Raw genomic sequence first — 25,125 nt, 5'->3', positions numbered from 1 at the left:
GGAACAACCGGAACGTTACCTCCGGGGAGCAGGAGGATCGCATGTCGGCACTCTCCTTTATTCTCTACCGCAGCGACACCGGCCTGAGGCCCAACAGCGATGCCGTCCGTACCTTGATGAACACGGCGCGGCGGTCCAACGAACGATTCGACCTGACGGGCTTTCTGCATCATGAAGACGGGTTCTTCTTCCAATGGCTGGAAGGGGAACCCGACAACCTGGCGGAAATCATGGGGCGGATCGAACGTGATCCCCGCCATTCCAACATCACCTGCATGGCGCATGGCACCCAGCCCGAGCGGCAATTCTCGCGCTGGCGGATGGGCTATTCCACCCGCAGCGATGCCTCGGTCCTCAGGTGGATGGCCGATCATCCCGTCGTGGTCCGCGAGCCGCGGGAATACGCCGCCGGGATGCTGGCCTTTTTGCGCGAGCGCGAGGCGCTCGCGCCCTGACGCTCAGCAGAGCCGCTCGATATGGGCGGCCAGCGCGTCGGCATAGGTTTTCAGGAAACCGCGCAGGCTTTCGTCCTCGACCGAGCCATCCTTGGCGAACTTGCCCGCCTCGAACTTCAGGTAGAATTCGGGATGGCCCATGACCACCATGCCCAGGGTCACCATCTGCGCCTTCAGCGCCAGTTGCGCCGCCGCCGTCCCGATCGCGCCGCCCGCCGCCCCGCAGCAGCCTGCGGGCTTGCTGATCCAGACTGACTTGCCCCAAGGCCGGCTGCCCCAGTCCAGCGCGTTCACCAGCACGCCGGGCGCGGTGCGGTTGTATTCGGGGGTCACCAGCAGCACCCCGTCGGCGGCCGCGACCTGCGCCCGCATCCGCTCGACCGGTTCAGGCCCGCGGCCGTCCTGCCACAAGTCGTCGTTGTAAAGCGGCAGGTCGCCGATCTCGACGAAGTCGAAGGTCAGCTTGCCTTCCGCAACCTTCGCCAGCGCCTCGGCGACGGTCTGGTTGATCGAATTCGCGCGCAGCGATCCGACAAGGACGGCGACGGTGCGGGTCATGGGAACCTCCGTGAATTGTTCATCGCCTGTTAAGCACAAGCGTGGATGGTTGTTGATGTTTTCGAACAGATTGGCAACACCGCAGACAGGGACAAGGAGAATGCCGATGTGGAACGATCCGCAGCTTCTACGGTTGCTTGCGATCCTGCTGGCTCTGGCCGGGATCGTTCTGGCTGTGCTGCTGTCGCGCCGCTCTGCTGCCATGGCGGGGGCCGAGGCCGCGCTGCGCGAGGCGCGGGCCGAGGCGCAAGCGGCAGGGCTGCGGGCGGCAGAGGCCACGGCCCGCCTTGAGGGGCAGGTGCATCGCCTGACCGAACTGGGAACCGAGCGGGACGATCTGCGCGACGCGCTGGAGCGGATGCGTGGGCAGGCCGAATCGCTGGCCCGGGATCTCGCGCAGTTGCGCGAGCGCGAGGAGGGCAATGCCCTCCGGCTGGCCGAGATCGGCGACGAACGGGACGGGCTGCGGGATGCGGTGCAGGGCGCGCATGATCGTGTCGCAACGCTTGAACGCGAGCTCGGCAAGGCTGCCACTCGGCATGAAGCCGACAGGACGCGGATCGCCGAGCTGGAAGGCGAACGTGGAGCCCTGCGCTGCGATCTCGACGAGGCCCGCGTGACACTGGCCGCGCAGGAGCGTGAGCTTGCGGAAATCCGGCTTGCCGCCGCCAAGGACCGCGAGGCGGCCGAGCGCGACCTGACCTTGCTGCGCGAGTTGCGCGACGAGATGACGGGTCAGTTCCGCCTGATGGCGGATGAATCCCTGCGCCGGCAGGGGGCCGATCTGGAAAAGACCCACAGCGAACGGCTGGCTGCGATGCTGACGCCCTTCCGCGAGCAGGTGCAGGGCTTCCAGACCGAGCTTCAGGCCCGCAACAAGATCGTGGACGAGGAACGCGCGATGCTGCGCGAACAGATCGACGGCCTGCACCGCCGGTCCGAGGAGATCGGTCGGGACGCTGTGGCGCTGACCCGCGCGCTCAAGGGCGAAAAGCAGCGGCAGGGTGCTTGGGGCGAGATGATCCTGGAACGCGTGCTGGAAGGCTCGGGGCTGGAACGGGGGACCCATTACGACACCCAGGAAAGCTGGCGGGCCGAGGATGGCAAGCTGTGGCGGCCTGACGTGATCGTGCGCCTGCCCCGCAAGAAGGTGCTGGTGATCGACAGCAAGGTTTCGCTGAACGACTATGAACGCGCCGTGAATGCCGAGATGCCCGAGGAACGCGATGCCGCGCTCAAGCGCCATGTCACCGCGATCCGCACCCATGTCACCACCCTGTCCGAAAAGGGCTATCAGCAGATCGACAATGCCTCGGTCGACTATGTGCTGATGTTCATTCCCATCGAGGGCGCGTTCTCGGAAGCGTTGCGGGTGGATGCGGAACTCGGCCTTTACGCCCTGAACCGCCGCATCGTGCTGGCCACGCCGACGACGCTGATGCCGATGCTGCGGACGGTGGATCACATCTGGACGGTCGAGCGGCGCGAAAGCAACGCGATGGAGATCGCCGACCGCGCCGGCAAGCTCTATGACAAGTTCGCGCTGTTCGTGGATGCGATGGAAGATGTGGGCAAGTGCCTAGACGGCGCCAGCCGCGCGCATAACCAAGCGATGGACCGGCTGACCCGCGGCTCGGGCAACGTTGTCGGGCAGGTGGAAAAGCTGCGCCTGCTGGGCGCGCGGGCGCAGAAGCGCATCGCCTTGGATCACGACGCCGATGCGTCGGCAGAGGTGCGGCTGCTGGAAGCGGGCGAGTAGCGGGCAAGGCCTTTGGCAGCATATATCTTGGGGGTTGATGCTTCATCTATCCAAGTTCTGCGAAAGGCCTTATCGTCTTTCACGATCATGGCTGCACCGGGGATGATTTGATGCGCTGTCCGTTCTGCGGAAACGCCGATACGCAGGTCAAGGATTCCCGCCCGGCCGAGGATAATGTCGCCATCCGCCGCCGCCGCTTCTGCCCGGCCTGCGGCGGCCGCTTCACCACCTACGAACGGGTACAGTTGCGCGATCTCGTGGTCATCAAGTCCTCGGGCCGGCGCGAGGACTTCGACCGCGACAAGCTCGCGCGTTCGATCCGCATCGCTATGCAGAAGCGCCCGATCGAGGCCGAGCGGATCGACCAGATGATCTCGGGCATTGTCCGCCGACTGGAAAGCATGGGCGAGACCGACATCCCGTCAAAGGCCATCGGCGAGATCGTGATGGAAACCCTGGCCCGCATCGACACCGTGGGCTATGTGCGATTTGCGAGCGTCTACAAGAACTTCCAGGCTGCGGATGATTTCGACCGCTTTGTGTCGGAACTGCGTCCGGCCGAAGAGTGACCGTTCCGTCCGACCTGCGCCATATGGATCACGCGCTGCGGCTTGCCCGGCGCGGACTGGGAAACGTCTGGCCGAATCCTGCGGTGGGTTGCGTGATGGTCTCAGATGGCCGCGTGGTGGGGCGCGGCTGGACTCAGCCCGGCGGTCGTCCCCATGCCGAACGGATGGCTTTGGACGTGGCGGGTCCTGCCGCAAAGGGTGCGACAGCCTATGTCACCCTAGAACCCTGTGCCCATCACGGCCGCACCCCGCCCTGCGCCGAGGGACTGGTTCAGGCAGATGTGGCTCGCGTCGTGACCGCCCTGACTGATCCCGATCCCCGGGTTGCCGGGCGAGGCCATGCGATGCTGCGGGCGGCCGGGGTCGAGGTGGTGGAAAATGTCCGAGGCGAACAGGCTCGCATCCTGCAGCGCGGCTTCCTTTCCCGTGTGACCCGTGGCCGCCCGATGGTGACACTGAAGCTTGCGACCAGCTTCGACGGGCGGATTGCCACGGCCAGCGGAGAAAGCCGCTGGATCACCGGCGAGGCCGCGCGCCGCCATGTCCACCTGCTGCGGCTGACGCATGACGCGGTGATGGTGGGGGCCGGCACGGCGCGTGCCGACCACCCGGCGCTGAACGTGCGCGGCTTTGGTCCGGTGCGGCAGCCGGTGCGGGTGGTGCTGGCGAACGGCGCCATTCCCCGCCTGCCGTCCGAGGGCGCGGGCCACGGACCATTGTGGGTCGTGCCGGGGCCACCCGCCAAGGCGCTGGCGGAACTCGGGCGCCGGGGGCTGACGCGGGTCTTCTGCGAAGGCGGCGGCCGTCTCGCGGCGGCGCTGCTGGCCGAAGGCCTGGTTGATGAGCTTGTCGGCTATACCGCCGGCGTTCTCCTCGGCGGCGATGGCCGGGCCGCCGTAGAGCCATTCGGCCTTTCGGCACTGGCCGATGCGCCGCGCTTTCGCTTGGCCGAGACGCAGACGCTCGGGGGGGATGTCTTCCATCGCTGGGTGTCCGCAGAGGCGTGAGGCGGCTTTTCTGCCGGATCAGCCGATGCCTGCACCAGAGGCATCTGCGACGCCCTTGGCGGGACCGTCCGGTTCTTTTGTCCCAAAGGGCTCGGAACCCTGCACCGCATTTGGAAAATACATGCAGGATTCATCCGGGGGATGTTGCCGATATGCCGGATCAGGTAAGCAGGTGGCATAGCCTGAGGTCCAGACCAGAGATCGGGCACCAGCCGGATCAGCGCCGCCACAGCCAACTGTGTCCGCTCAGCCCTCCCTGCAGCTTGGCGAGCCAGCGCAAACCGGGACCAACGGGCGCGAGCCTCGGATCCGAAAGCCGGTCGGCCGCAACTTCGACCGGGCAGGGCAGGCCTGAGACCGGATCGCGATAGCGGGGATAGGCGATCAATGCCGCATGGACCAGCGTTTCAAGGTCGATGCGGACCTGCCTGCGCCCCGGAACGGGGCCAAGGTCGCGCGTCAATCCCCAGCCGGCGTAGAAGGGCGCCCCCAGGGTAGTGACAGCGCGGCCGCGGATCAGCGCCTCGAATCCCAGTGTCGAGGTGATCGTCCAGATTTCGTCAACCGCGTCGATCAGCGCGGCTGCAGGGGCGGCGGCGGCGATGACATCGACCAGACCCTTCAGCCTGTCCGCAGGAACTGAGCCGGGTCGCAAGCCTGCTTCGACATCCGGGTGCGGTTTCCAGACAATCAGCGCGCCGGGGTTCTCGGTCCGGGTGCGGGCAAGCAGGGCAAGATTGGTCCGTTCAGCCCCCGCGCCCAAGCGGATCGAGGCATCGTCCTCGACCTGCCCCGGCACCAGGATCACCCGGCGGCCGTCGCGCGGGATCAGCGGCAGCTCGCCGCCAAGGTTGTATTTTGTCAGCGCTCCATCCCGCAGGCGCGCGATCAGGGCCTGCGCCCGTTCGCGTCCGCCGGGTGGCAGGGGCGCGGCCAGAAGCCGCTCAAGGTCGCTTTCCCCTGTGGGATCGTAATAGATCCCGCGGGCATCGGCGACCAGCGACAAGGGCGGAACCAGTTCGGCGCCCAACCCGCGCGAGCGCAGAAAGCCGTCCTCGACCCGCAGTGCCCGCGGCACCTCGGCGGCGCGGTTGGCCCAGGCGAGCGTGACCGCGGGCGAGGGGTGGCGTGTGAAGCGCACGCCATGGCCGTTCCCGAAGCTGGCCGCGATGGTGCGGCGCTTCCACAGGCGGATGCCATAGGCAAGATGCCCCTGATGGTCCTGCCGCCATGCCTTTGTTTCCGCCTCGATCTGGCGGATCGCGCCTTCCAGGTCGGTCAGCCGGTCGCGGCAGGGGTCATGCCACACTGGCGCCAGCAGATGGGTCGCGGCGAACAGCGCGGGCAGGCTGGTCCGACCCTGCCTGCGCGGCACCGGCGCCTCGTCCCCGCTGAGACCCCAGCCGGCATAGAAGGGCTGGCCGAACAGCCGGGGACGGTGGCCCGCCAGCATCGCCTCATACCCAAGTTGAGAGCTGACGGCGTAAACGCCGGCCGCATCGCCCACCAGCCGCCACGGAGACACGGGGCCGTCGCAGAGGATCTCGCCCGCCCGCAGGTCGGCGCGGCCCAGATGGCCCCGGCGCAGCCCCGCGGCGGTTTCCGGGTGGGCCCGCAGGACAATGCGGGCGCCGGGGTTCTCGTCCCGCGCGGCCTCGAGCATCCGCAGGAAGGTCGCGCGTCCCGCCCCCATCAGAGAGGCGTCCCCTTGTGTCTGGTCGATGACCAGCACGAAGCCGGGTTCCGGCGCCGCCGCGTCCGGCAGATGCGCGTTGTATTTCGACAGATCCGCCGCGCGCAGCCGGGCAAGTGCCGCCCGGGCCTTCGCCGAAAGCGCCGCCGCCTCGGGCGATGAGGCCAGAGTTTCGATCAACGACGGGGCAGAGGGGTCGAAATGCAGGCCGGTCGGGTCGATCAGCAGGCCGATGGGGCCGCGCCGGCCGACCGGGCTGCGGTGGCGTCCGGGCAGGACTGATCGCAGGAACGCGTCCTCGACCGTCACCACGGCGGCACCCGTCCGGGCGGCCAGTGCGCGCCCGCGCCAGGCGGTGGGGCTGGCGCCCCAGACGCCGATGCTGTCTTCGGGTCCCGGCCAGCCGACGGCAAGTCGCCAGCCGGCCAGGTTGAGGATGCGCCTGAGGCGGGGACGCGCGAAGAACCCGCCGTTCAGGACGAAAAGCCGCCGCAGGCCGATCGGGCCGGACGGCTTTCCGGTCATCCTCAGTTCGCGATGTTGTTCAGCGCATTCGCACTGTTCGCGCTGCCGGTGATCGCGCCGAGGGTCTTCTGCCACTGGACGTAGGGCGCCTCGGTCACATAGACCGTGTCGCCGTCGCGCAGCAGGAAGTCCCGCGCCAGGAACAGCCCGTTGGGACGTGTCAGGTCCAGCACATAGGCCATCCGCTGGTCGCCCGCGACGTTCCTGCCCAGCACTTTCTGGGCCACCGACTGCGGCTCGTTGCGCAGCACGAAGACGCCGGTCGGATCGGCGAGGTTCGAACTGAGGCCGCCCACCATGGCGATCGCCTCGATGGCGTTGATCTCTTCTGACCCCAGCGGCACCTTGGTCTGCCCGCCCAACGCGCCCAGCGCGGTGAAACTGCGCTGGTCTTCTTCCACCAGGATCACGTCGCCGGGGCGCAGCGCCACGTCGTTGCGCGGGTTGGCGTATAGGTCGCGCAACCAGACGCGGCCGGTGTTGTTGCCGCGCTTGACGGTCACCACCGCGATGTCGGGATCGACGGTGACGCCGCCCGCCCGCGCCAGCATGGCGGACAGGGTGCGGGTCGGCCGCTCGATCGGGAAGACGCCCTGGCCGCCGACCTTGCCCATCACCGAAACCGTCGCGCCGTCGCCGGCCACCCGGGTCACCGTGACCTGCGGGTCAGGGGTCTGGGTTTCAAGCTGCCGGGTGATGATCTGGCGCAGCTCGTCGGGCGAGTTGCCGGCGGCGCGGATGCGGCCCGCGTAGGGCACGAAGATGTAGCCGCCGCTGTCCACCTGCAGTTCCTGCAGGGGCGTGTTCGACTGGCCCATCGAGGCCAAGAGCCCGTCGTCCACGTTTTCCCAGATCGTCAGGCCCAGCACGTCGCCCGGCCGGATCTCGTCGGCGCCGACGGCGCCTGCGTTGATGAAGTCCGAGCCGAAGCCATAGGCCGGGGTGAAGGACGCGGCGCGGGCCACATGGTCGTTGACATAGATGACATGGGCGTTGCCACCCCGGTCAACCGAGCCGCGGTAGATCTCGTTCTTGTTCGGGCCCGAACGCGGAAGGGCGCAGGCCGCCAGCAGAGTCATCGACGAGAGCGCCGCGATCCTGAGGGCAACCCGCATTGCGCCGCCTTGAGAGGCAGGGGTAAGGGGAAGGTCGGTCAAGTCCAGTCTCCTGTCCATCGGGCGATTCTTGGTCGCTCCGTTTCGTTTTTTCTCACGTTTTCCTTACCGGCTGGCTGGCGGCGTATCCACTGGAACGCGCAAGTCAATGGTCCAGAATGTCCATCTGTTGCCGGTAGCGCGCATATCCGCCCTCCAGCGCGGCATAGGGGTCGTCGGGGTCCAGCATCATGTCCACGACCAGCCGCAGGGCATGGGCGCGGGAACGGGCGGCGTAGAAGCCGCCGGGTACCTGGCAAGTGTCCAGCAGGTAGTTGCGGTAGTCGCGGTAGCGCGCCTGGTCGGGCGGCGCGGGGCGGCGCAGGAAGTCGTCGAGGCTCTGGTCCGACACGAGGCCCGGCTTGGCGTAAACCGACCGGCCCAGCGCCTTGACCGGCAGCCCCCGCCACAATGCCTGCTGCGCCGCCGTCGAGTTGATCGTCACCGCGGAACGCGCCTGCGACAGCAGCCCGGCCAACTTGCCGCCGCCCACGAAATGCACCCGGCCGGCGATGCCCAGCGCGTGGGCCTGCGCGGTGATCGCCGCCTGCAGGGGCGCGCGTCCGTCTTCCAGCGGATGTGCCTTGAAGACAATGTGATGGTGGCGCGGCGCGGCGCGGGCAAAGGCCTCCAGCACCTCGGCGGTGAAGTCGGACATGGTGTGATAGGGCGAATGGGCCCGGAAGCTTGAATCATGCTCAAGCTGCATCAGCACCAGCACATAGGGAAAGCCCCCGGCCCGGATCGCCCGCGCCTGGCGCCAGCGGCGGGCCGCGTGAAGCGGCGACAGCAGCAGGCGCGACAGGTTCAGCCGGAACTCGCGCCAGAGCGTGATGTCGCGGTGCGAGGTGAAGCCCGGATAGCGCCCGTTCGCCACCAGCACCATGAAGTGGTAAAGCGCGCCGTAGAACTTGTGCTGACGCATGTCGCCCCAATGGGCGGGCGGGCGGTTGACCTCCGCCCCGAAGGCGCGCTGGGCGGCCCGCATCCGGTCAAGCCCGATGTCCATCAGCGCCGAGAAGCCGTTCGATCCGCCCCGTTCGTAGGTGATCCAGTAGGGGCGCAGGTAGCCTTCCTCGAAGACATGCAGCACCAGCCCGCGTCGCGACGCCGCCTCGCGCGCCGCGGCATGGATCGGGCGGACGTCGCCGTAAAGGACGATGTCCGTCACCTTCTTTTCGGTGATCAGCCGTTCCAGGTGGCCCGGCCATTCGTCGGGACCGGCGCTGTGGGCGACAAACCGCGCACGGTCGCGCCAGAAGAATTCGTCCCCCGCATTGAAGCCCACGCGCCAGGCCGTCGCGCCGGCCGCGCGCATAAGCCGTGCCAGCCGGTCAAAGAACGGACCATGCGGACCCTGCAGCAGCAGGAACACCCGTTTGTCAGGGGGCAGATGTGCCATCCTTGGAAGGGGGGCGGGAATGCCCTTGATGAAAGCGTTCATGAACATGTCTGCGGTATATCGGCGAACGTTCAAACATTGGGCACGGGAAAACTACCTCCGGGTTAACGCCTGCCGAGTTCATGCGTCAACCTGCCCAGAACGTCAGGTTCCCGGCGGGGCTTGCGCCCGCCCCGAACGGCGGCCATCGTGACGATCTGCAGATCAGGGGCGCAAGGATAGGCGATGTTCACCGGAATCATCACCGACATCGGCACGGTCGTGGCCGTCGAGATGCGCGGCGACATGCGCGCGCGGATTTCCTGCAACTACGACATGAGCGGCGTGGACATGGGCGCATCCATCGCCTGCGACGGCATCTGCCTGACGGTGGTGGCCAAGGGCATGGACTGGTTCGACGTGGACATCTCGGCCGAGACGCTGGCCCGCACCAACATCGGTGCAAGCGGCTGGCGGGTTGGACAGCGGATCAACTTGGAACGGGCGCTGCGGGTGGGGGACGAACTGGGCGGGCATATCGTGTCCGGCCATGTCGATGGCGTGGCCCGCGTTACCGCCGCGCGGGCCGAGGGCGACAGCCTGCGCCTGAGCTTCGAGGCGCCCGAGGGGCTTGCGCGCTTCATCGCGCCCAAGGGCTCGGTCGCGCTGAACGGGACCTCGCTGACGGTGAACGAGGTCGAGGGCAACCGCTTCGGCGTGAACCTGATCCCCCATACTCGCGAGGTGACGAACTGGGGCGAGGTGGCCGAAGGCGACCTGGTCAACCTCGAGATCGACACGCTGGCGCGATACGTCGCACGGCTGGCCGAGGCGGGATAGGGGCTGCCCGAAGCTCCTGGAGCCGTGCTTCCGCCTTTCCTCGGGCGGGGGGTTCGGCTAAGTCATCAGCCGAAACGCGCTGCAGGAAGCCAAGATGCACTACGAACAGCCGGGACCGGTCGAGCGCGACTGGTCGGACGCCATCTCCCCGATCGAGGAGATCATCGAGGATGCCCGCAACGGCCGGATGTTCGTGCTGGTCGATCACGAGGACCGCGAGAACGAGGGCGACCTGGTCATCCCCGCGCAGATGGCGACGCCCGACGCGATCAACTTCATGGCGACCCATGGCCGCGGGCTGATCTGCCTGGCGCTGCCCGCCGCGCGGATCGACGCGCTGGGACTGCCGTTGATGAGCCCCAAGAATTCCAGCCGGCACGAGACCGCCTTCACCCTGTCGATCGAGGCGCGGGAAGGCGTCACGACCGGCATTTCCGCCCATGACCGCGCCCGCACCGTGTCGGTCGCCATCGACCCGACCAAGGGGGCCACCGACATCGCCACGCCCGGCCATGTCTTCCCGCTGCGCGCCCGTGACGGCGGCGTGCTGGTCCGCGCCGGCCATACCGAGGCCGCGGTGGACATCGCCCGGCTGGCCGGGCTGAACCCCTCGGGCGTGATCTGCGAGATCATGAAGGACGATGGGTCCATGGCCCGTCTGCCCGACCTCGTGGCCTTCGCGCAAAGGCACGGGCTGAAGATCGGCACCATCAGCGACCTGATCGCCTATCGCCGCCGCCACGACAACCTGATCGCGGAACGCGACGCACGGCCCGTCACCTCGGCCCACGGCGGCGAATGGCTGATGCGCGTCTTCGCCGACGAGGCGCAGGGGGGCGAGCATATCGTGCTGAGCAAGGGCGACCTGACCACGCCTGAGCCGGTGCTGGTCAGGATGCATTCGCTGGACCCGATGCATGACGTGCTGGGGATCGGGCGCGGCAGCGACCTGCCCGCCGCCATGCGCCTGATCGCGCAGGAAGGCCGGGGCGTCGTGGTCCTTTTGCGCGACCTGTGGCCCACCCTGCCGCGCGGGGGCGAGGCTTCGCCCCACACGCTGCGCCAGTATGGGGTGGGGGCGCAGATCCTCGCCGCGCTGGGCATCCATGAACTTGTGCTGCTGACGAACACCGCGCCGCTGAAGGTCGTGGGCCTTGACGGCTATGGGCTTTCCATCCATTCCACCCGCCCCATCCCGCAGGAGTGACCCGGCATGGCCGCGCTGACCGAACACTACACTCTGCCCGTTCCGGGCTTTGACGCGCCGGTGCGGCTGCTGATCGTGGTCGCCCCCTATTACCGCGCCATCGCCGACGACCTGATCGCGGGCGCGAAGGCCATGGCCGAAGGGGCGGGGGCCGCCGTCGATCTGGTCGAGGTGCCGGGCGCGCTGGAAATCCCCACCGCCATCGGCATGGCCGGGCAGTTGGCGCAATATGACGGCCATGTGGCGCTGGGCTGCGTGATCCGGGGCGAGACGACGCATTACGACACTGTCTGCAACGACAGCTCGCGCGGGCTGACGCTGCTGGGGCTGCAGGGGCTGTGCATCGGCAACGGCATCCTGACGGTCGAAAACATGGAGCAGGCGGCGGTGCGCGCCGACCCCTCGGGGCAGAACAAGGGCGGCGGTGCCGCCGCCGCCGCCCTGCACCTGATCGCGCTGCAGCGCCGCTGGGCCGGGGCGAAGCGTCCCGTGGGCTTCGGCCGCGAAGGCGAACGCGACGTGATCCGGCTTGCGGGCGAACTGGACGGATCGGGGCAGGGATGAGCGAGGTGCCCGCGCAGCCGCGCCCGAACCGCCGTGCCCTCAGCGCCGCCGCCCGCGTCTATGCCGTGCAGGCGCTGTTCCAGATGGAGGCTGCCGACCAGTCCGCCGACCGCGTGGTGCGCGAGTTCGCGAACTGGCGCATCGGCGTCGACTATGACGAGGGCACCTCGCCCCAGGCCGACGAGGACCTGTTCGAGCGGATCGTGGGTGGGGTCGTGAACTGGCAGGCCCGCATCGACCAGATGACCGACCGGGCGCTGGTCGCCAAATGGCCCATCGACCGCATCGACCCGGTGCTGCGCGCGGTGTTCCGCGCCGCCGGGGCCGAACTGGTGGCGGCGGACACCCCGCCCCGCGTGGTGATCTCGGAATATGTCGCCGTTGCCGACGCCTTCTTCCCGGACGGGAAAGAGGCCCGCTTCGTCAACGCCGTCCTGGACCACATGGCCCGCGCCGCCCGTCCCGAAGCTTTCTAGCAATTCAGGCGGTGACAGGCCGCTTGCGGGACCCTACATATCAGGGATCACGCATGGGAGGTCGCGCGATGCCCGAACTCATCCGCCTATACATCCGCAACATTGTTTTCGGCTTTCTGCTTGCCGTCGCCTTCACCGCGGCGCTGGTCGGGCTGGACGTTGCGAACTTGCGGCACCTGACGCTTGAAACCACGGGCGGGTGGCTGGCGCTGGCAATGCTCGTCATCTTCAACACCCTTGTCTTCGCGGGCGTGCAGTTCGCCATCGCGGTGATGCGGATGGCCGAGCTGCAAGAGCCTCCGCGCGGGGGCGGTCGCGCACCGGTGACGCCTTCACGACCTGCGGTCGTCCGCGTCGCGGCCCCTTCGCGGCGACCGTGACTCGATCCGGCCAAGTGCATAAAAGTCATCTTCGCACTGAGATTGTGGGGATTTTGCAACAGAAATACGCGGCCCGGACCGAAGTCCGGGCCGCGGTTCGTTCCGGAACCGAGCCGATCCAGAGTCCGTCGCCAAGCTGCCGGGAACATCTTAACAACTTGTAAGTGAAAGAAAATCGGGAAATCAGACTTTTGAACCCGCTCACCATACCCTGCAGTTGCATAGGCTTGATGAAAGTTCCTTCACGTTTCCGTGATAAATCCTGTCTTCGACGACTCTCTTAATGACAGGGCACGATCTTCCTACATTTGCGTTGTCACACCGAGCGGCCCGAACCAAGTGGCCGCAAGAGGATCGAGAGGTTCAGTATGAAGAAGATTTCCCTGTTCACCAGTGCATCGGCCCTGGCTCTGCTTCTGGGCGCCCCGGCATTCGCCCAGTCCGAATTCGCGACCGGAGGCAACATCACCGGCGCCTCGGCCATAGAGGACCGTCTGGACGACGTCGAGGACGACGTTCAGGACGATTTTGACCGTTCGGAAGACGCTGCCCGCTTTGGGCCGGCGGACCGCCGCACCGGGACCTTCGGGTCGGTTGCACTGACCTATTCCGGCCGCGACGGCAACAGCGAGAATCAGGACCTGAACCTGGCCGGTCGCATCTCGCACAACGTGGGCCAGTTCCAGCAGTCGGTCGGTATCCTGCTGGAATATGCCGAGGACAACCAGGGTGACGCCGAAACCGAGAAGGTGTCGGTCATCTATGACGGCAGCTACTACTTCAACGACCAGTTCTATGCCTTTGCCATTGGCCGCCTGACCACTGACGGCGTGGACCTGGATGATCTGGACGACGACGACTTCCTGGACCGCAACGGCACCCTGCGCCGCGACGCGTTCTTCGGCGTCGGCCCCGGCTACCGTATCATCAACAACGACACCACCGCCTGGCGCGTGCAGGCCGGTATCGGTATCCGTTACGCCAAGGAAGTCGAAACCGACATCGTGGGCGGCGTCCGCACCCGCAACACGAACTCGGACACCAGCGAAGGCTACATCGTGTCGTCGCGCTTCTACCACCGGTTCAACGACCAGTTCTTCCTGACCAACGACACCGACTACCTGACGTCGGATGCCAACGACACGGCCACGAACGAACTGGGCCTGAACTTCCGCATGACGGACGCCTTCTCGACCCGCGTGTCCTACAAGACCGAGTATGTCTCTACCCGCGACACCCGCACCGACAACACGGTGGGCGTCTCGCTCGTTTACGGCTTCTGATCGTTCCCTGTCGGAAGTCTCATGGGGAAAGGGCGGTCATTTGACCGCCCTTTCCTTTTGCTGGTTCGGCCAAAGCAAAAAGGCCGCTCCCATATGGGAGCGGCCTTTTCAGGTGGCGGGAACCGCAGCGACCGTGGCGGCGCAGGTTCCCCCGAAAGCCTGGATATCCAGGTGGGTGCCGGGTAACAGGACCAGGGCCCTGACAGAGCCAGCCCCCTCGGAGAAGTTATAGGCCAGTGGGAAAAATGGCCGATCACGGGAAGAGCAGAAACCCGCCGGGACCATAGCTAGGAACCCCCGCCGCCCGCTGCAAGGCAAAGCCGCAGGGCTTGCGGGATGTTTATGCTTCGTTCATGGTGGCGGACATGGATGCCCCTTTGTCTGCAGCCGAGTTGCTGCCTTCCCAGCCGGGCCAAAGGCTCGCGCGCGGGGTTGCGCGGATGCTGATCGGCATGGGTCATGCCCCATTGACCGAGTTCGTGCCCATACCGGGGCTGCGGGTGGACGTGATTTCGGTCGCGCCCGCGGGCGAGATCTGGATCGTCGAATGCAAGAGCTGCCGCGCCGACTTCACCGGCGACCGCAAGTGGCAGGGCTACCTGGAATGGTGCGACCGCTTCTTCTGGGCAACCGACTGCGACTTTCCGGTCGAGCTTCTGCCCGAGGACAGCGGCCTCATGATCGCAGATCCCTACGGGGCCGAACTTGGGCGCATGGCTCCTTTGATCAAACTCGCAGCCGCGCGGCGGGCGCGCGTGCTGCGGGACGTGGCGCGGACCGCGGCCTGCCGCCTAGTGCGGGCGACCGATCCGGCGGCCTTTGCGGAAGGTTAGCAGAGGGCTTCGCCCCCTCGCGTGCCACTGCCCTGGCCTTCCTTGCTGGAAACAGTCCGCTGGACTCATCCGGCGGAAAAACAGCCTTGTGGGCCGTTTTCTCATCTGTACCCTGTCCAAGCGCTCGGAAGCCCTCAGGGTATTCGGGCCGGGAAGAAGCGGCTTACCGGCGTGCCGGACCCCTGGGACGGGGCTTGCCCTTTGGCTTGGACCCCTGGCCGATCTCGCGGGCGGCCTCGGCGGCGGCCAGCAGTTCCTCGGCGATCTCGGTGGCCTCGTCGGGGTCGAAATCGAGAGGCAGTTCGATGCCTTCGCCCTCGACATAGATGCGGACCATGCCGACGTCGGTCGGCCCGATCTGCAGATTGGCGGCGACGTCGCTTTCCTTGTTGATGCTCATCGCACCTTTCCCCTGCGGAACCTGTCGGGAACGGTCTAGCCGACCGCGGGCCCGCGCGGCAAGAGACGCTTGCATCGCCCAGGCCGAGGGTTTATCTGCTGCGCCTGTGCCGCCTTAGCTCAGTTGGTCAGAGCGCTGGATTGTGGATCCAGAGGTCCCCCGTTCAAGCCGGGGAGGCGGTACCATCCCCTCAGTCTTTACGCATCCCGGTCCAGCCGGTAACGACCGGCATCGACCCTTGCCGCGTGGAGCCTGCCGGATGTCCGACCCCGAAAGCGAATCGCCGTCCGAACGCAAGCGCGGCTCGGGGGTGCGGCTGGTGCATGGCATGCTGCGCGACGAGATCCTCGATCTGGTCCTGCCGCCCGGCAGTCCCATCGACGAGGTCGCGCTGGCCGAACGCTTCGGCATGTCGCGCACCCCCATCCGCGAGGCGCTGGTGCGGCTGGCGGGCGAGGGGCTGGTCGAGGCGCTGCCGAACCGCACCACCATCGTCGCCAGCATCGACTTTCTGAACCTGCATCATTTCTTCGACGCGATCACGCTGATGTATCGCGTCACCACGCGGCTGGCCGCCCTGCACCACAAGCCTGCCGATCTGCAGCCGATCCGCGCCGCACAGGCCGATTTTGCCGCCGCCGTCGCCGCGCAGGATGCTCTGGGCATGATCGCGACCAACCGCGCCTTCCATGCCGCCATCGCCGAGGCCGGGGGCAACCCCTATTATCTCGGCCTGTTCCTGCGGGTGCTGGACGAGGGGCGGCGGCTGCTGCGGCTTTACTATCAGTCCTACGAGGACCGGCTGCCGCAGGAATATGTCGACGAGCACGAGGCGCTGATCGCCGCCATCGAGGCGCGGGACGTGGACTTGTGCGACCGGCTGGCGCGGGCTCATGCCGACCAGATCGTCCGGCAGATCCAGGCTTTCGTCGCCCGTGACCGGCGGGACGATGTGGCGTTGTAACACCCGCCAGATTTCTGTCGACACAGAATATACAATCGGTCAAGCTGGCTGCAACATTCGAATCGGCCGCCTTTTGCGCGGCGCTTCACTACAGGAGCCAAGATGAACACCGAGATTTTCACCGGCGTGATCCCGGCGCTGATGACGCCCTGCACGTCCGACCGCCAGCCCGACTTCGATGCGCTGGTCCGCAAGGGGCGGGAACTGATCGAAGCCGGCATGTCGGCGCTGGTCTATTGCGGTTCCATGGGCGACTGGCCGCTGCTGACCGACGCGCAGCGGATGGAAGGGGTCGAGCGGCTGGTCAAGGCGGGCCTGCCGGTGATCGTGGGGACGGGCGCGGTGAACTCGGCCTCGGCCGTGGCCCACGCGGCCCATGCGCAGAAGGTGGGCGCGGCCGGGCTGATGGTGATCCCGCGGGTGCTGTCGCGCGGCAACTCGCCCATTGCGCAGAAGAACCACTTCAAGGCGATCCTTGCCGCAGCCCCTGACCTGCCGGCGGTGATCTACAACAGCCCCCATTACGGCTTCGAAACCAAGGCCGACCTGTTCTTCGCCCTGCGGGCCGAGCATCCGAACCTCGTCGGCTTCAAGGAATTCGGCGGCCCGCAGGCGATGACCTACGCGTCCGAGCACATCACCAGCGGCAACCCCGACGTGGTGCTGATGGCGGGCGTCGATACCGGCGTCTACCACGGCTATGTCAAGGCGGGCGCCTTCGGCACCATCACCGGGATCGGCAACGTGATCCCCAAGGAAATCCTGCATATGGTGGCGCTGTCGCGTGCGGCGGCGGCAGGCGACGTGAATGCCCGCGTCCGCGCCCGCGAGTTGGGCGAGGCGCTTGAGGTGCTGTCTACCTGGGATGAGGGCACCGATCTCGTGCTGTATTACAAGCACATGATGGTCATGCAGGGCGATGCTGAATATGCCTTGCATTTTAATGAGACGGACGAACTCAGCCCCAGCCAGCGTGCCTGGGCCGAAGCGCAGTTCACCCAGTTCCGCACCTGGTACGCGGAATGGAGCAAGCTGCCCGGCGTCAGCGACTGCGCCGCGTGACGCTGCCGCCGTTACGTCGGATCAACCCTGCATACTGTCTGTATTTTCAGGTTGATCCGACGAAGACGGCGCGGATAGCTGACAAAGGTCAGGATTCGATACGGCCAACGAGCCACACAGGGAGTGAAACCATGAAGACCTCGATCCTCGGCGCGGCGCTGGTCGCCGCCACCGCCTTTGCGGGCGCGGCGCACGCCGACAAGCTGGATGACATCATCTCCTCGGGCATCCTGCGCTGCGCGGTGGTGCTGGACTTCCCGCCGATGGGGATGCGTGATGCGCAGAACAACCCGATCGGCTTTGACGTCGACTACTGCAACGACCTTGCCGCCGCGCTGGGCGTGACGGCCGAGATCGTGGAAACCCCCTTCCCGGAACGCATCCCCGCGCTGATGGCGGGCCGGGTAGACGTGGGCGTGGCCTCGACCTCGGACACGCTGGAACGGGCCAAGACAGTCGGCATGTCGATCCCCTACTACGCCTTTGAAAACGCCGTCGTCGCCCGCGAAGGCGTCGAGATGGCGGATTGGGAAGGGATGAAGGGCAAGACCGTCGGCGCCACCGCCGGCACCTACGAGGCGATCTGGCTGGAAGGCAAGATCAACGAATGGGGCGAGGGCACCTTCCGTCCCTACCAGACCCAGGCCGACGTGTTCCTGGCGCTCAGCCAGGGCCAGCTTGACGCGACCGTTTCGACCGTCGAGGTCGCCAACGCCAATGTCGCATCCGGCAACTTTCCCGGCATCCGCGTCGTGGACAAGGCGCCGATGGTGCCGGACTATGTGTCACTATTTACGATGCGGCAGGAATACGGACTTCTCAACTACCTGAACCTGTTCGTGAACCAGCAGGTCCGCACCGGCCGCTACGCCGAGCTTTACACCAAATGGGTGGGCGAGGGCGAACCCGCCAACCTCTCGATCCCCGGCGTCTACCGCTGACGACCAACGCGCGGCGCAGGCTTTGCGCCGCGCCCTTTCCTCGGCAGGGTCAGGCGCGATGTTCGGTTACACATTCCAGTGGAAGCAGGCCCTCGCGCGCCTGCCGCAGATGCTGGACGGCGCGATCGTCACCATGCAGATCGCCGTCCTGTCGATGCTGATCGGCATCGTGCTGGCGATCCTGCTGACGACCTTCCGGCTGTCGGGCAGTCGCGTCCTGGGGGGCGTCGCCACCACCTGGGTCGAGGTCGCGCGCAACACGCCCGCGCTGTTCCAGATCTACATGGCGCATTTCGGGCTGGGCAGCTTCGGCATCCACCTCAGTCCCTACCTGTCGCTGCTGGTGGGCATCACCTTCAACAACGCGGGCTATCTGGCGGAAAACTTCCGCGGCGCGCTGAAGGCCATCCCCGACACGCAGGCCCGCGCGGGCCGGTCTCTGGGGATGACCGCGCTGCAGTCCTTCCGCCATATCGTCATGCCGCAGATGCTGCGGATCGCCTTCTTGCCGATGACGAACCAGATGGTCTGGGCGGTGCTGATGACCTCGCTGGGCGTGACCGTGGGGATGAACACCGACCTGTTCGGGGTCACGCAGGCGCTGAACGCGCTGACCTTCCGCACTTTCGAGTTGTTCGCCATCGCGGCCGTCATCTTCTATCTCATCGTCAAGGTGATCCAGACGGCTGCGCGGCTGATCGCCTGGCGCCTGTTCCGGTATTGAGGCGCGGATGTTTGACACGGCCCTGACCACCGCCGACCTGCTGTTCCTCACTCGTGGGGCGGGAGTGACCATCCTCGTCACCCTGATCTCGGTGGCGCTGGGGACCATCCTGGGGATCGCTTTCGGGGTGATCCGCTACCAGGTGGGACCGTGGTGGGCGGCACCCCTGACCTTCGTGCTGGACGTCTTCCGCTCGGTCCCGCTGCTGATCCAGCTTGTGCTGGCCAATGCCTTCCTGGGGGTCGTGCTGAAGCTGCGCATGTCGGGCTTCACCGTCGCCTGCGGCGTGCTGACGATGTACACCGCCGCCTATTGCGCCGAGATCGTGCGCGGCGGGATCGAGGCCGTGCCCATGACCACCCGCCGCGCGGCGCGGTCCCTGGGCCTGACCTGGCGGCAGGACATGACCAGCATCGTGGCGCCGCTGGCCACCCGCGTGGCGCTGCCGTCCTGGATCGGCCTGGCGCTGGGGGTCATGAAGGATTCGGCGCTGGTCTATATCGTGCAGGTGACGGAACTGCTGCGCTCGACGCAGATCCTCATCACCCGCCTGCAGGAGCCGCTGTTCCTGCTGATGATCTGCGGCGCCTTTTATTTCGTCATCAGCTTCCCGCTGGCGCGGCTCGGCGGCTATCTCGAAAGGCGCTGGACCAATGATTGAGATCGATAACGTCCGCAAATCCTTCGGCACGCTCGAGGTGCTGAAGGGCATCGACCTGACCGTCCAGAAGGGCGAGGTGCTGACGGTGATCGGCGGCTCGGGGTCGGGCAAGTCCACGCTCTTGACCTGCATCAACGGGCTTGAACCCATCAACGCGGGCCGCATCCTTGTCGACGGGACCGAGGTTCACGCGAAGTCCACCGACCTCAACAAGCTGCGCCAGAAGATCGGCATAGTCTTCCAGCAGTTCAACGCCTTCCCCCACCTGTCGGTGCTGGAGAACGTGACGCTGGCGCCGCGCAAGGTGCTGGGGATGTCGCGGGCGCAGGCCGAGGAAATCGCGGTCAAGCAACTGACCCATGTGGGGCTGGCCGACAAGCTCAAGGTCTATCCCACGCGGATGTCGGGCGGCCAGCAGCAGCGCATGGCCATCGCGCGCGCGCTGGCGATGTCGCCTAGCTACATGCTGTTCGACGAGGTGACATCCGCCCTCGACCCGATGCTGGTGGGCGAGGTGCTGGACACGCTGCGGATGCTGGCCTCGGAGGGGATGACGATGATCTGCGTCACGCATGAGATGAAGTTCGCCCGTGAGGTGTCCGACCGCGTGGCCTTCTTCCATCAGGGCGTGATGGCCGAGATTGCACCGCCCGCGGAGTTGTTCGGTGCTCCGAAAAGCTCTGATCTGCAGAAGTTCCTGGCGGCGACCCACTGACATGAGCGCGGAACTGATCGTCATCGGAGCGGGAGTCGTCGGCCTGTCCATCGCCGCCGCCGCGCAGGCCCGCGGCCTCAACGTCACCGTGATCGACCGCGAAGGTCCCGCCGCTGGTGCCTCGGCCGGGAACGCTGGGGCCTTCGCCTTCACCGACATCCTGCCGCTGGCATCCCCCGGCATCCTGCGGAAAGCGCCGCGCTGGCTGATGGACCCGCTCGGGCCCCTGACGGTGCCGCCGCGCTATGCCTTGCAGATCGCGCCTTGGATGCTGCGTTTCGGCCGCGCCTGCGCGCCCGACCGGGTGGCGCGGTCCATCGTCGCCCAGACGGCGCTGATGGACCTGTCCAAGGCGGAACTGGACGGCTTTCTTGCGCTGACCGGCACCACCCCGATGCTGTGGCGCGAGGGCAACCTGCAGGTCTATGAATCGCAGGCGGAACTGGACGTGAGCCTGCCCGGCTGGGATGCCCGCGCCCGCCACGGGATCGAGTTCCGCCACATGGACGCAGCCGAGATGGCCCAGGTCCAGCCCGGCATGTCGCCGCGTTTCACCTACGGCACCTTCACGCCCGGCTGGTATTCCATCGCCGACCCCAAGCTTTACACCCTGGCGCTTGCCGATCACGTCCGCGCCCGTGGCGGTATCATCGAGACCGCCGAGATCGCCGCCCTGTACCCGACCGACTCGGGCGTGGACCTGCGCGCCACCGACGGCCGCAGCTTCAGTGCGGCGCAGGTGGTCGTCGCGGCGGGCGCCTTTTCCCACCGCATCGCCCGCACCTTGGGCGAGCGCATCCCGCTGGAAACCGAGCGCGGCTACAACACCACGCTGCCCCCGGACGCCTTCGACCTGAAAACGCAGGTGACCTTCGGCGGCCATGGCTTCGTGGTCACGCGGCTGTCCACCGGCATCCGCGTTGGAGGGGCCGTGGAGATGGGCGGGCTGAACCTGCCCCCGAACTTCCGCCGGTCCGAGGCGATGCTGAAGAAGGCCAAGACCTTCCTTCCGGCGCTCAAGACCGAGGGTGGCGTGCAATGGATGGGCTTCCGCCCCTCGCTGCCCGACAGCCTGCCCGCCATCGGCCGGGCGCGGGCGACGCCCCGCGTGACCTATGCCTTCGGCCACGGCCACCTCGGGCTCACGCAATCCGCCGGCACCGCGCGGCTGGTCGCGGACCTGCTGACAGGGCAGACCCCGCCCATCGAAATCGCGGGTTTCTCGCCGCAACGCTTCAAGAGGCTGCCATGACGACCCACACCTTCTCCTGCATCGACGGGCACACCTGCGGCAACCCGGTGCGGCTCGTCTCGGGCGGCGGCCCGCGGCTGGAAGGCGCGACGATGCTGGAACGCCGCGCCCATTTCCTGCGCGACTTCGACTGGATCCGCACCGGGCTGATGTTCGAGCCGCGCGGCCATGACATGATGTCGGGCTCGATCCTGTATCCGCCGACGCGCCCCGACTGCGACGTGGCTGTGCTGTTCATCGAGACCTCGGGCTGCCTGCCCATGTGCGGCCACGGGCTGATCGGCACCATCACCATGGGGATCGAGAACGGGTTGATCCAGCCACGCGAGCCGGGGAAGCTGTCCATCGACGCCCCCGCCGGCCGCGTGGACGTGACCTACCGGCAGGAGGGCCGCTTCGTCGAGGAGGTCCGCCTGACCAACGTCCCCGGCTTCCTTCATGCCGAGGGCCTGACCGCCGAGGTCGAGGGCCTGGGCGAGATCACCGTGGACGTGGCCTATGGCGGCAACTTCTACGCCATCGTCGAGCCGCAGAAGAACTTCCGCGACATGGCCGATCACACTGCCGGAGAGCTGATCGGCTGGTCGCCCAAGCTGCGGGCGGCGCTGAACGCGAAATACGACTTCACCCATCCCGAGCATCCGGCGATCAACGGGCTGTCGCATATCCTCTGGACCGGCCAGCCGACCGTTCCGGGTGCCCACGCCCGCAACGCCGTCTTCTACGGCGACAAGGCCATCGACCGCAGCCCCTGCGGCACCGGCACTTCGGCCCGCATGGCGCAGCTTGCCGCCAAGGGGAAACTGAAGGTCGGGGACGAGTTCTGGCACGAATCCATCATCGGCTCGATCTTCAAGGGCCGGGTCGAGGCAGCGGCCCGCGTCGGCGACCGCGAGGCGATCATCCCCTCGGTCGCGGGCTGGGCGCGGATGACCGGCTACAACACCATCTTCATCGACGATCGCGACCCCTTCGCCCACGGCTTCGTCGTGAAATGACCGCCCGGCGCATCCTGCCCGGTCTGGTCGAGGGCCCGGTCCTTGCGATGGCCGAGGGCCTCAGCTTCTGGGGCGGCGTCGATCCGCAGACGGCGCGGGTGATCGACGCCCATCACCCGGCGCATGGGCAGGCGCTGGCAGGCGCGGTGGTGATGATGCCGACCAGCCGGGGGTCCTGTTCCGGTTCGGGCGTCATGCTGGACCTGATGCTGAACTCCCGTGCGCCGGCGGCGCTGGTGTTCTCGGAAGCCGAGGACATCCTGACCCTCGGCGCGCTGATCGGGGCCGAGATGTTCGGCCGCGCCGTCCCGGTGTTGCGCGTCAGCCCCGAGGACTTCGCCCGCCTGTCCGCCCAGCCGCGCCTGCGGATCGGGGCGGATGCGATCACCGGCGAGGGTCTCTCGGTCCCCATCGAGAACGCCCCCGAGGCGGCCCTGACCCTGACCGCCGAGGATCAGACGATCCTGAACGGCCGCGACGGAGAAGCGGCGGCACTCGCCATGCGGATCGTCTGCGCCATGGCCCGCCAGCAGGGCGCCCAGCGCCTGACCGACATCACGCGCGGCCATATGGACGGCACGCTGCTGGCCCATCCCGCGAACCTGATCTTTGCCGAGAAGATGGACGAACTCGGCGCCAAGGTCCGGGTGCCCACGACCATCAACGCCATCTCGGTGGACCGCGAGAACTGGCCGGGGCAGGGGGTCGATCCCGATTTCGGCGCCCGCGCCTCGCGCCTGGCCGATGCCTATGTCCGCATGGGCTGCCGCCCCAGCTTCACCTGCGCGCCCTACCTGCTGACCGATCGTCCCCAAGCGGGCGAGAACATCGCCTGGGCCGAATCCAACGCCGTCGTCTTCGCCAACACGGTCCTTGGTGCGAGGACGCCGAAGCACCCGGATTACCTCGACCTCTGCATGGCCGTGACAGGCCGAGCCCCGCTGACGGGCGTCTATCTTGAGGAAGCGCGCCGCCCCGCACTGGTGCTGGACGTCGAGACGCCCGGAGGCGAAGATGATGCCTTCTGGCCGCTGCTCGGCTATGTCGCGGGCCATGCCGCAGGCGGCGCGATCCCACTGCTGCGGGGGCTTGCGGCGCTTCGCCCCACGACCGACGACCTCAAGGCGATGTGCGCGGCCTTCGGCACCACCTCGGGCGCACCGATGCTGCACATCGAGGGCGTCACGCCCGAGGCGCATCTGCCTCCGCTGCCCCAAGCCACCCGAGGCCGCGTCACCCGCGTCGATCTCGCACGAGCCTGGGTCGAACTGAACCAAGGCCCCACGCAGGTGGACCTGATCGCCATCGGCAGCCCACATGCCTCGGCCCCTGAGTGCCGGGCGCTTGCGGATCTGCTGGACGGCCCTGCCGCCATCCCCCTGATCGTCACCGCAGGCCGCGCCATCATCGCGGACCTCGACCGCGACGGCACGCTCAAGCGGCTGAAAGCCAACGGCGTGCAGGTCATCCCCGATCTCTGCTGGTGTTCCATCACGGAACCCGTCTTCCCGCCGCAGGCGCAGGCCGTGATGACGAACTCCGGCAAATACGCCCATTACGGCCCCGGGCTCTCCGGCCGCGCCCTGCGCTTCGGCAGCCTGACCGACTGCGCCCGCGCCGCGCGGACTGGCCGCGCCGCCCCCATGCCTCACTGGCTGACCTGAGAGGCCCCGATGCGTAGCTCGAAGACCATCCATGTCATCTCCGCCCATGCCGAGGGCGAGGTCGGCGACGTGATCGTGGGCGGCGTCACCCCGCCTCCGGGCGAGACGCTGTGGGAACAGTCCCGCTGGATCGCGCGGGACAACACCCTGCGCAACTTCGTCCTGAACGAACCGCGCGGCGGCGTCTTCCGCCACGTGAACCTGCTGGTGCCACCGAAGAACCCCGAGGCCGACGCCGCCTTCATCATCATGGAGCCGGAGGACACGCCGCCCATGTCCGGCTCGAACTCGATCTGTGTATCCACGGTGCTGCTGGACGCAGGCATCCTGCCGATGACCGAGCCGGAAACGCGGATCACGCTGGAAGCCCCGGGCGGCCTCGTTCGCGTCCGGGCCGAGTGCAAGGACGGCAAGTCCGAGCGCATCTTCGTGGAAAACCTGCCCAGCTTCGCAGGCAGGCTGGACGCCGCGCTCAAGGTCGAGGGCATCGGCACCCTCAAGGTCGATACCGCCTATGGCGGCGACAGCTTCGTCATCGTGGACGCCGCCGCGATGGGCTTCGCGCTGACCCCCGACGAGGCGCATGACATCGCCCGCCTCGGCGTCCGCATCACCGCCGCCGCCGACGAACAGCTCGGCTTCCACCACCCAACCAACCCCGACTGGCGGCATTTCTCCTTCTGCCTGTTCGCCGGTCCCGTGAGCCGCGAGGGCAACGAACTGCGCGCCGGGGCCGCCGTGGCGATCCGTCCCGGCAAGGTGGACCGCTCGCCCACCGGCACGGCGCTGTCGGCCCGCATGGCCGTCCTGCACGCGCGGGGGCAGATGGGCAAGAACGACCGGCTGACCGCCGTCTCGCTGATCGGGTCCACCTTCGCGGGCCGCATCCTTGGAACCACCACCGTGGGGGAGTTGCCCGCGATCCGGCCCGAGATCTCAGGGCGCGGCTGGATCACCGGCATCCACCAGCACATGCTTGACCCCTTGGACCCTTGGCCCGAGGGTTACAGGCTGACCGACACATGGGGCGCCCGTTAAGCCCCGCCACGAAAAGGAGCGC

General features: G+C 67.3%; 26 protein-coding genes and 1 tRNA gene. 22 read left to right on the top strand and 5 right to left on the bottom strand.

Annotated features, from left to right (window positions below; genetic code table 11):
• Positions 1–41 precede the first annotated feature (41 nt).
• Entirely contained in the window at positions 42–455 is a 414-nt protein-coding gene (locus JGR78_RS09135; RefSeq protein ID WP_182802835.1) for a BLUF domain-containing protein, read from the top strand.
• Positions 456–458: 3 nt separating this feature from the next.
• Here JGR78_RS09135 and JGR78_RS09130 read toward each other — a convergent pair whose 3' ends face one another.
• Entirely contained in the window at positions 459–1,013 is a 555-nt protein-coding gene (locus tag JGR78_RS09130) for an NADPH-dependent FMN reductase (RefSeq protein WP_182802832.1), read from the bottom strand.
• 106 nt (positions 1,014–1,119) lie between these two features.
• Here JGR78_RS09130 and rmuC point away from each other — a divergent pair, with 106 nt between their 5' ends.
• The 3 genes from rmuC to ribD all read left to right on the top strand — a co-directional run bounded on the left by rmuC (position 1,120) and on the right by ribD (position 4,348).
• On the top strand, positions 1,120–2,772 hold the full coding sequence (gene rmuC, locus JGR78_RS09125) for a DNA recombination protein RmuC (RefSeq protein WP_234450699.1): 1,653 nt from the start codon (positions 1,120–1,122) through the stop codon (positions 2,770–2,772).
• A 110-nt stretch (positions 2,773–2,882) separates the two neighbouring features.
• Positions 2,883–3,341 (top strand): transcriptional regulator NrdR, encoded by a 459-nt coding sequence (gene nrdR / locus JGR78_RS09120; RefSeq protein ID WP_182790546.1) that lies wholly within the window; start codon positions 2,883–2,885, stop codon positions 3,339–3,341.
• A gap of 23 nt (positions 3,342–3,364) precedes the next feature.
• Positions 3,365–4,348 (top strand): bifunctional diaminohydroxyphosphoribosylaminopyrimidine deaminase/5-amino-6-(5-phosphoribosylamino)uracil reductase RibD, encoded by a 984-nt coding sequence (ribD, locus tag JGR78_RS09115; protein WP_182802971.1) that lies wholly within the window; start codon positions 3,365–3,367, stop codon positions 4,346–4,348.
• Between the two features lie 217 nt (positions 4,349–4,565).
• Here the strand turns inward: ribD and JGR78_RS09110 are convergent, their stop codons facing one another.
• The 3 genes from JGR78_RS09110 to JGR78_RS09100 form a co-directional block, all read right to left on the bottom strand.
• On the bottom strand, positions 4,566–6,566 hold the full coding sequence (locus JGR78_RS09110; protein ID WP_182802830.1) for a capsular polysaccharide biosynthesis protein: 2,001 nt from the start codon (positions 6,564–6,566) through the stop codon (positions 4,566–4,568).
• A 2-nt stretch (positions 6,567–6,568) separates the two neighbouring features.
• Positions 6,569–7,681 (bottom strand): polysaccharide biosynthesis/export family protein, encoded by a 1,113-nt coding sequence (locus JGR78_RS09105; RefSeq protein ID WP_255434565.1) that lies wholly within the window; start codon positions 7,679–7,681, stop codon positions 6,569–6,571.
• Positions 7,682–7,826: 145 nt separating this feature from the next.
• Positions 7,827–9,164 carry a capsule biosynthesis protein gene (locus JGR78_RS09100; protein WP_234450698.1) on the bottom strand — a complete coding sequence of 446 codons (1,338 nt, stop codon included), beginning with the start codon at positions 9,162–9,164 and terminating at the stop codon, positions 7,827–7,829.
• A 183-nt stretch (positions 9,165–9,347) separates the two neighbouring features.
• Here JGR78_RS09100 and JGR78_RS09095 point away from each other — a divergent pair, with 183 nt between their 5' ends.
• From JGR78_RS09095 to JGR78_RS09065, 7 genes are all read left to right on the top strand, one after another.
• Positions 9,348–9,941, top strand: coding sequence for a riboflavin synthase (locus JGR78_RS09095; protein WP_182802826.1), 594 nt, complete (start codon positions 9,348–9,350; stop codon positions 9,939–9,941).
• A gap of 94 nt (positions 9,942–10,035) precedes the next feature.
• Positions 10,036–11,148, top strand: a complete 1,113-nt coding sequence (gene ribB, locus JGR78_RS09090) for a 3,4-dihydroxy-2-butanone-4-phosphate synthase (RefSeq protein ID WP_182802824.1) — start codon at positions 10,036–10,038, stop codon at positions 11,146–11,148.
• Positions 11,149–11,154: 6 nt separating this feature from the next.
• Positions 11,155–11,712: a 6,7-dimethyl-8-ribityllumazine synthase gene (locus JGR78_RS09085; RefSeq protein ID WP_182802821.1), complete on the top strand. Its 558-nt coding sequence runs from the start codon at positions 11,155–11,157 to the stop codon at positions 11,710–11,712.
• Positions 11,709–12,188, top strand: coding sequence for a transcription antitermination factor NusB (nusB, locus tag JGR78_RS09080; protein ID WP_182802819.1), 480 nt, complete (start codon positions 11,709–11,711; stop codon positions 12,186–12,188). Before JGR78_RS09085 ends, nusB begins: the two co-directional genes overlap by 4 nt.
• Positions 12,189–12,256: 68 nt before the next feature.
• Entirely contained in the window at positions 12,257–12,568 is a 312-nt protein-coding gene (locus JGR78_RS09075) for a hypothetical protein (protein WP_182790540.1), read from the top strand.
• A gap of 368 nt (positions 12,569–12,936) precedes the next feature.
• Complete coding sequence (locus JGR78_RS09070) at positions 12,937–13,851, top strand: YdiY family protein (protein ID WP_182790539.1); 915 nt, start codon at positions 12,937–12,939, stop codon at positions 13,849–13,851.
• Positions 13,852–14,216: 365 nt separating this feature from the next.
• Positions 14,217–14,684: an MmcB family DNA repair protein gene (locus JGR78_RS09065; protein ID WP_182790538.1), complete on the top strand. Its 468-nt coding sequence runs from the start codon at positions 14,217–14,219 to the stop codon at positions 14,682–14,684.
• 163 nt (positions 14,685–14,847) lie between these two features.
• On the opposite strand, the gene JGR78_RS09060 is transcribed toward JGR78_RS09065, so the two are convergent.
• Complete coding sequence (locus JGR78_RS09060) at positions 14,848–15,084, bottom strand: DUF6324 family protein (protein ID WP_182802817.1); 237 nt, start codon at positions 15,082–15,084, stop codon at positions 14,848–14,850.
• A gap of 108 nt (positions 15,085–15,192) precedes the next feature.
• Between JGR78_RS09060 and JGR78_RS09055 the strand changes: the two genes are divergently transcribed.
• The 11 genes from JGR78_RS09055 (at position 15,193) to JGR78_RS09005 (ending at position 25,103) form a co-directional block, all read left to right on the top strand.
• Positions 15,193–15,269: transfer RNA gene (locus JGR78_RS09055), tRNA-His, on the top strand.
• Positions 15,270–15,343: 74 nt separating this feature from the next.
• Positions 15,344–16,048 (top strand): GntR family transcriptional regulator, encoded by a 705-nt coding sequence (locus JGR78_RS09050; protein ID WP_182802815.1) that lies wholly within the window; start codon positions 15,344–15,346, stop codon positions 16,046–16,048.
• A gap of 102 nt (positions 16,049–16,150) precedes the next feature.
• On the top strand, positions 16,151–17,110 hold the full coding sequence (locus tag JGR78_RS09045) for a dihydrodipicolinate synthase family protein (RefSeq protein ID WP_182790535.1): 960 nt from the start codon (positions 16,151–16,153) through the stop codon (positions 17,108–17,110).
• Positions 17,111–17,241: 131 nt separating this feature from the next.
• On the top strand, positions 17,242–18,051 hold the full coding sequence (locus tag JGR78_RS09040) for a transporter substrate-binding domain-containing protein (protein ID WP_182790534.1): 810 nt from the start codon (positions 17,242–17,244) through the stop codon (positions 18,049–18,051).
• Positions 18,052–18,109: 58 nt separating this feature from the next.
• On the top strand, positions 18,110–18,775 hold the full coding sequence (locus tag JGR78_RS09035) for an amino acid ABC transporter permease (RefSeq protein WP_182790533.1): 666 nt from the start codon (positions 18,110–18,112) through the stop codon (positions 18,773–18,775).
• Positions 18,776–18,782: 7 nt separating this feature from the next.
• Positions 18,783–19,436, top strand: coding sequence for an amino acid ABC transporter permease (locus tag JGR78_RS09030; RefSeq protein ID WP_182790532.1), 654 nt, complete (start codon positions 18,783–18,785; stop codon positions 19,434–19,436).
• Entirely contained in the window at positions 19,429–20,151 is a 723-nt protein-coding gene (locus JGR78_RS09025; protein WP_182802812.1) for an amino acid ABC transporter ATP-binding protein, read from the top strand. Before JGR78_RS09030 ends, JGR78_RS09025 begins: the two co-directional genes overlap by 8 nt.
• Before the next feature lies 1 nt (position 20,152).
• Positions 20,153–21,403, top strand: coding sequence for an FAD-binding oxidoreductase (locus JGR78_RS09020; protein WP_182802809.1), 1,251 nt, complete (start codon positions 20,153–20,155; stop codon positions 21,401–21,403).
• Positions 21,400–22,401 carry a 4-hydroxyproline epimerase gene (locus JGR78_RS09015; RefSeq protein ID WP_182802807.1) on the top strand — a complete coding sequence of 334 codons (1,002 nt, stop codon included), beginning with the start codon at positions 21,400–21,402 and terminating at the stop codon, positions 22,399–22,401. Before JGR78_RS09020 ends, JGR78_RS09015 begins: the two co-directional genes overlap by 4 nt.
• On the top strand, positions 22,398–24,065 hold the full coding sequence (locus tag JGR78_RS09010; RefSeq protein ID WP_182790528.1) for an aconitase X: 1,668 nt from the start codon (positions 22,398–22,400) through the stop codon (positions 24,063–24,065). The genes JGR78_RS09015 and JGR78_RS09010 overlap by 4 nt, the downstream gene beginning before the upstream one ends.
• 9 nt (positions 24,066–24,074) lie before the next feature.
• Positions 24,075–25,103 (top strand): proline racemase family protein, encoded by a 1,029-nt coding sequence (locus JGR78_RS09005; RefSeq protein ID WP_182790527.1) that lies wholly within the window; start codon positions 24,075–24,077, stop codon positions 25,101–25,103.
• Positions 25,104–25,125 lie beyond the last annotated feature (22 nt).

The organism is Paracoccus sp. MC1862 (genome assembly GCF_016617715.1).
Taxonomy (GTDB): Bacteria; Pseudomonadota; Alphaproteobacteria; order Rhodobacterales; family Rhodobacteraceae; genus Paracoccus.
The sequence above is the reverse complement of the archived record's forward strand: the minus strand, read 5'-3'. Positions and strand labels throughout refer to the sequence as shown.

Coding starts and splice junctions, on each gene's coding strand:
- JGR78_RS09085 (WP_182802821.1), top strand. CDS start 11,155: ATGGCCGCGCTGACCGAACACTACACTCTGCCCGTTCCGGGCTTTGAC.
- ribB (WP_182802824.1), top strand. CDS start 10,036: ATGCACTACGAACAGCCGGGACCGGTCGAGCGCGACTGGTCGGACGCC.
- JGR78_RS09095 (WP_182802826.1), top strand. CDS start 9,348: ATGTTCACCGGAATCATCACCGACATCGGCACGGTCGTGGCCGTCGAG.
- JGR78_RS09075 (WP_182790540.1), top strand. CDS start 12,257: ATGCCCGAACTCATCCGCCTATACATCCGCAACATTGTTTTCGGCTTT.
- ribD (WP_182802971.1), top strand. CDS start 3,365: ATGGATCACGCGCTGCGGCTTGCCCGGCGCGGACTGGGAAACGTCTGG.
- JGR78_RS09070 (WP_182790539.1), top strand. CDS start 12,937: ATGAAGAAGATTTCCCTGTTCACCAGTGCATCGGCCCTGGCTCTGCTT.
- nrdR (WP_182790546.1), top strand. CDS start 2,883: ATGCGCTGTCCGTTCTGCGGAAACGCCGATACGCAGGTCAAGGATTCC.
- nusB (WP_182802819.1), top strand. CDS start 11,709: ATGAGCGAGGTGCCCGCGCAGCCGCGCCCGAACCGCCGTGCCCTCAGC.
- JGR78_RS09110 (WP_182802830.1), bottom strand. CDS start 6,566: ATGACCGGAAAGCCGTCCGGCCCGATCGGCCTGCGGCGGCTTTTCGTC.
- JGR78_RS09135 (WP_182802835.1), top strand. CDS start 42: ATGTCGGCACTCTCCTTTATTCTCTACCGCAGCGACACCGGCCTGAGG.
- JGR78_RS09130 (WP_182802832.1), bottom strand. CDS start 1,013: ATGACCCGCACCGTCGCCGTCCTTGTCGGATCGCTGCGCGCGAATTCG.
- JGR78_RS09015 (WP_182802807.1), top strand. CDS start 21,400: ATGACGACCCACACCTTCTCCTGCATCGACGGGCACACCTGCGGCAAC.
- JGR78_RS09010 (WP_182790528.1), top strand. CDS start 22,398: ATGACCGCCCGGCGCATCCTGCCCGGTCTGGTCGAGGGCCCGGTCCTT.
- JGR78_RS09105 (WP_255434565.1), bottom strand. CDS start 7,681: ATGCGGGTTGCCCTCAGGATCGCGGCGCTCTCGTCGATGACTCTGCTG.
- JGR78_RS09005 (WP_182790527.1), top strand. CDS start 24,075: ATGCGTAGCTCGAAGACCATCCATGTCATCTCCGCCCATGCCGAGGGC.
- JGR78_RS09030 (WP_182790532.1), top strand. CDS start 18,783: ATGTTTGACACGGCCCTGACCACCGCCGACCTGCTGTTCCTCACTCGT.
- rmuC (WP_234450699.1), top strand. CDS start 1,120: ATGTGGAACGATCCGCAGCTTCTACGGTTGCTTGCGATCCTGCTGGCT.
- JGR78_RS09040 (WP_182790534.1), top strand. CDS start 17,242: ATGAAGACCTCGATCCTCGGCGCGGCGCTGGTCGCCGCCACCGCCTTT.
- JGR78_RS09060 (WP_182802817.1), bottom strand. CDS start 15,084: ATGAGCATCAACAAGGAAAGCGACGTCGCCGCCAATCTGCAGATCGGG.
- JGR78_RS09035 (WP_182790533.1), top strand. CDS start 18,110: ATGTTCGGTTACACATTCCAGTGGAAGCAGGCCCTCGCGCGCCTGCCG.
- JGR78_RS09020 (WP_182802809.1), top strand. CDS start 20,153: ATGAGCGCGGAACTGATCGTCATCGGAGCGGGAGTCGTCGGCCTGTCC.
- JGR78_RS09065 (WP_182790538.1), top strand. CDS start 14,217: ATGGATGCCCCTTTGTCTGCAGCCGAGTTGCTGCCTTCCCAGCCGGGC.
- JGR78_RS09100 (WP_234450698.1), bottom strand. CDS start 9,164: ATGAACGCTTTCATCAAGGGCATTCCCGCCCCCCTTCCAAGGATGGCA.
- JGR78_RS09050 (WP_182802815.1), top strand. CDS start 15,344: ATGTCCGACCCCGAAAGCGAATCGCCGTCCGAACGCAAGCGCGGCTCG.
- JGR78_RS09045 (WP_182790535.1), top strand. CDS start 16,151: ATGAACACCGAGATTTTCACCGGCGTGATCCCGGCGCTGATGACGCCC.
- JGR78_RS09025 (WP_182802812.1), top strand. CDS start 19,429: ATGATTGAGATCGATAACGTCCGCAAATCCTTCGGCACGCTCGAGGTG.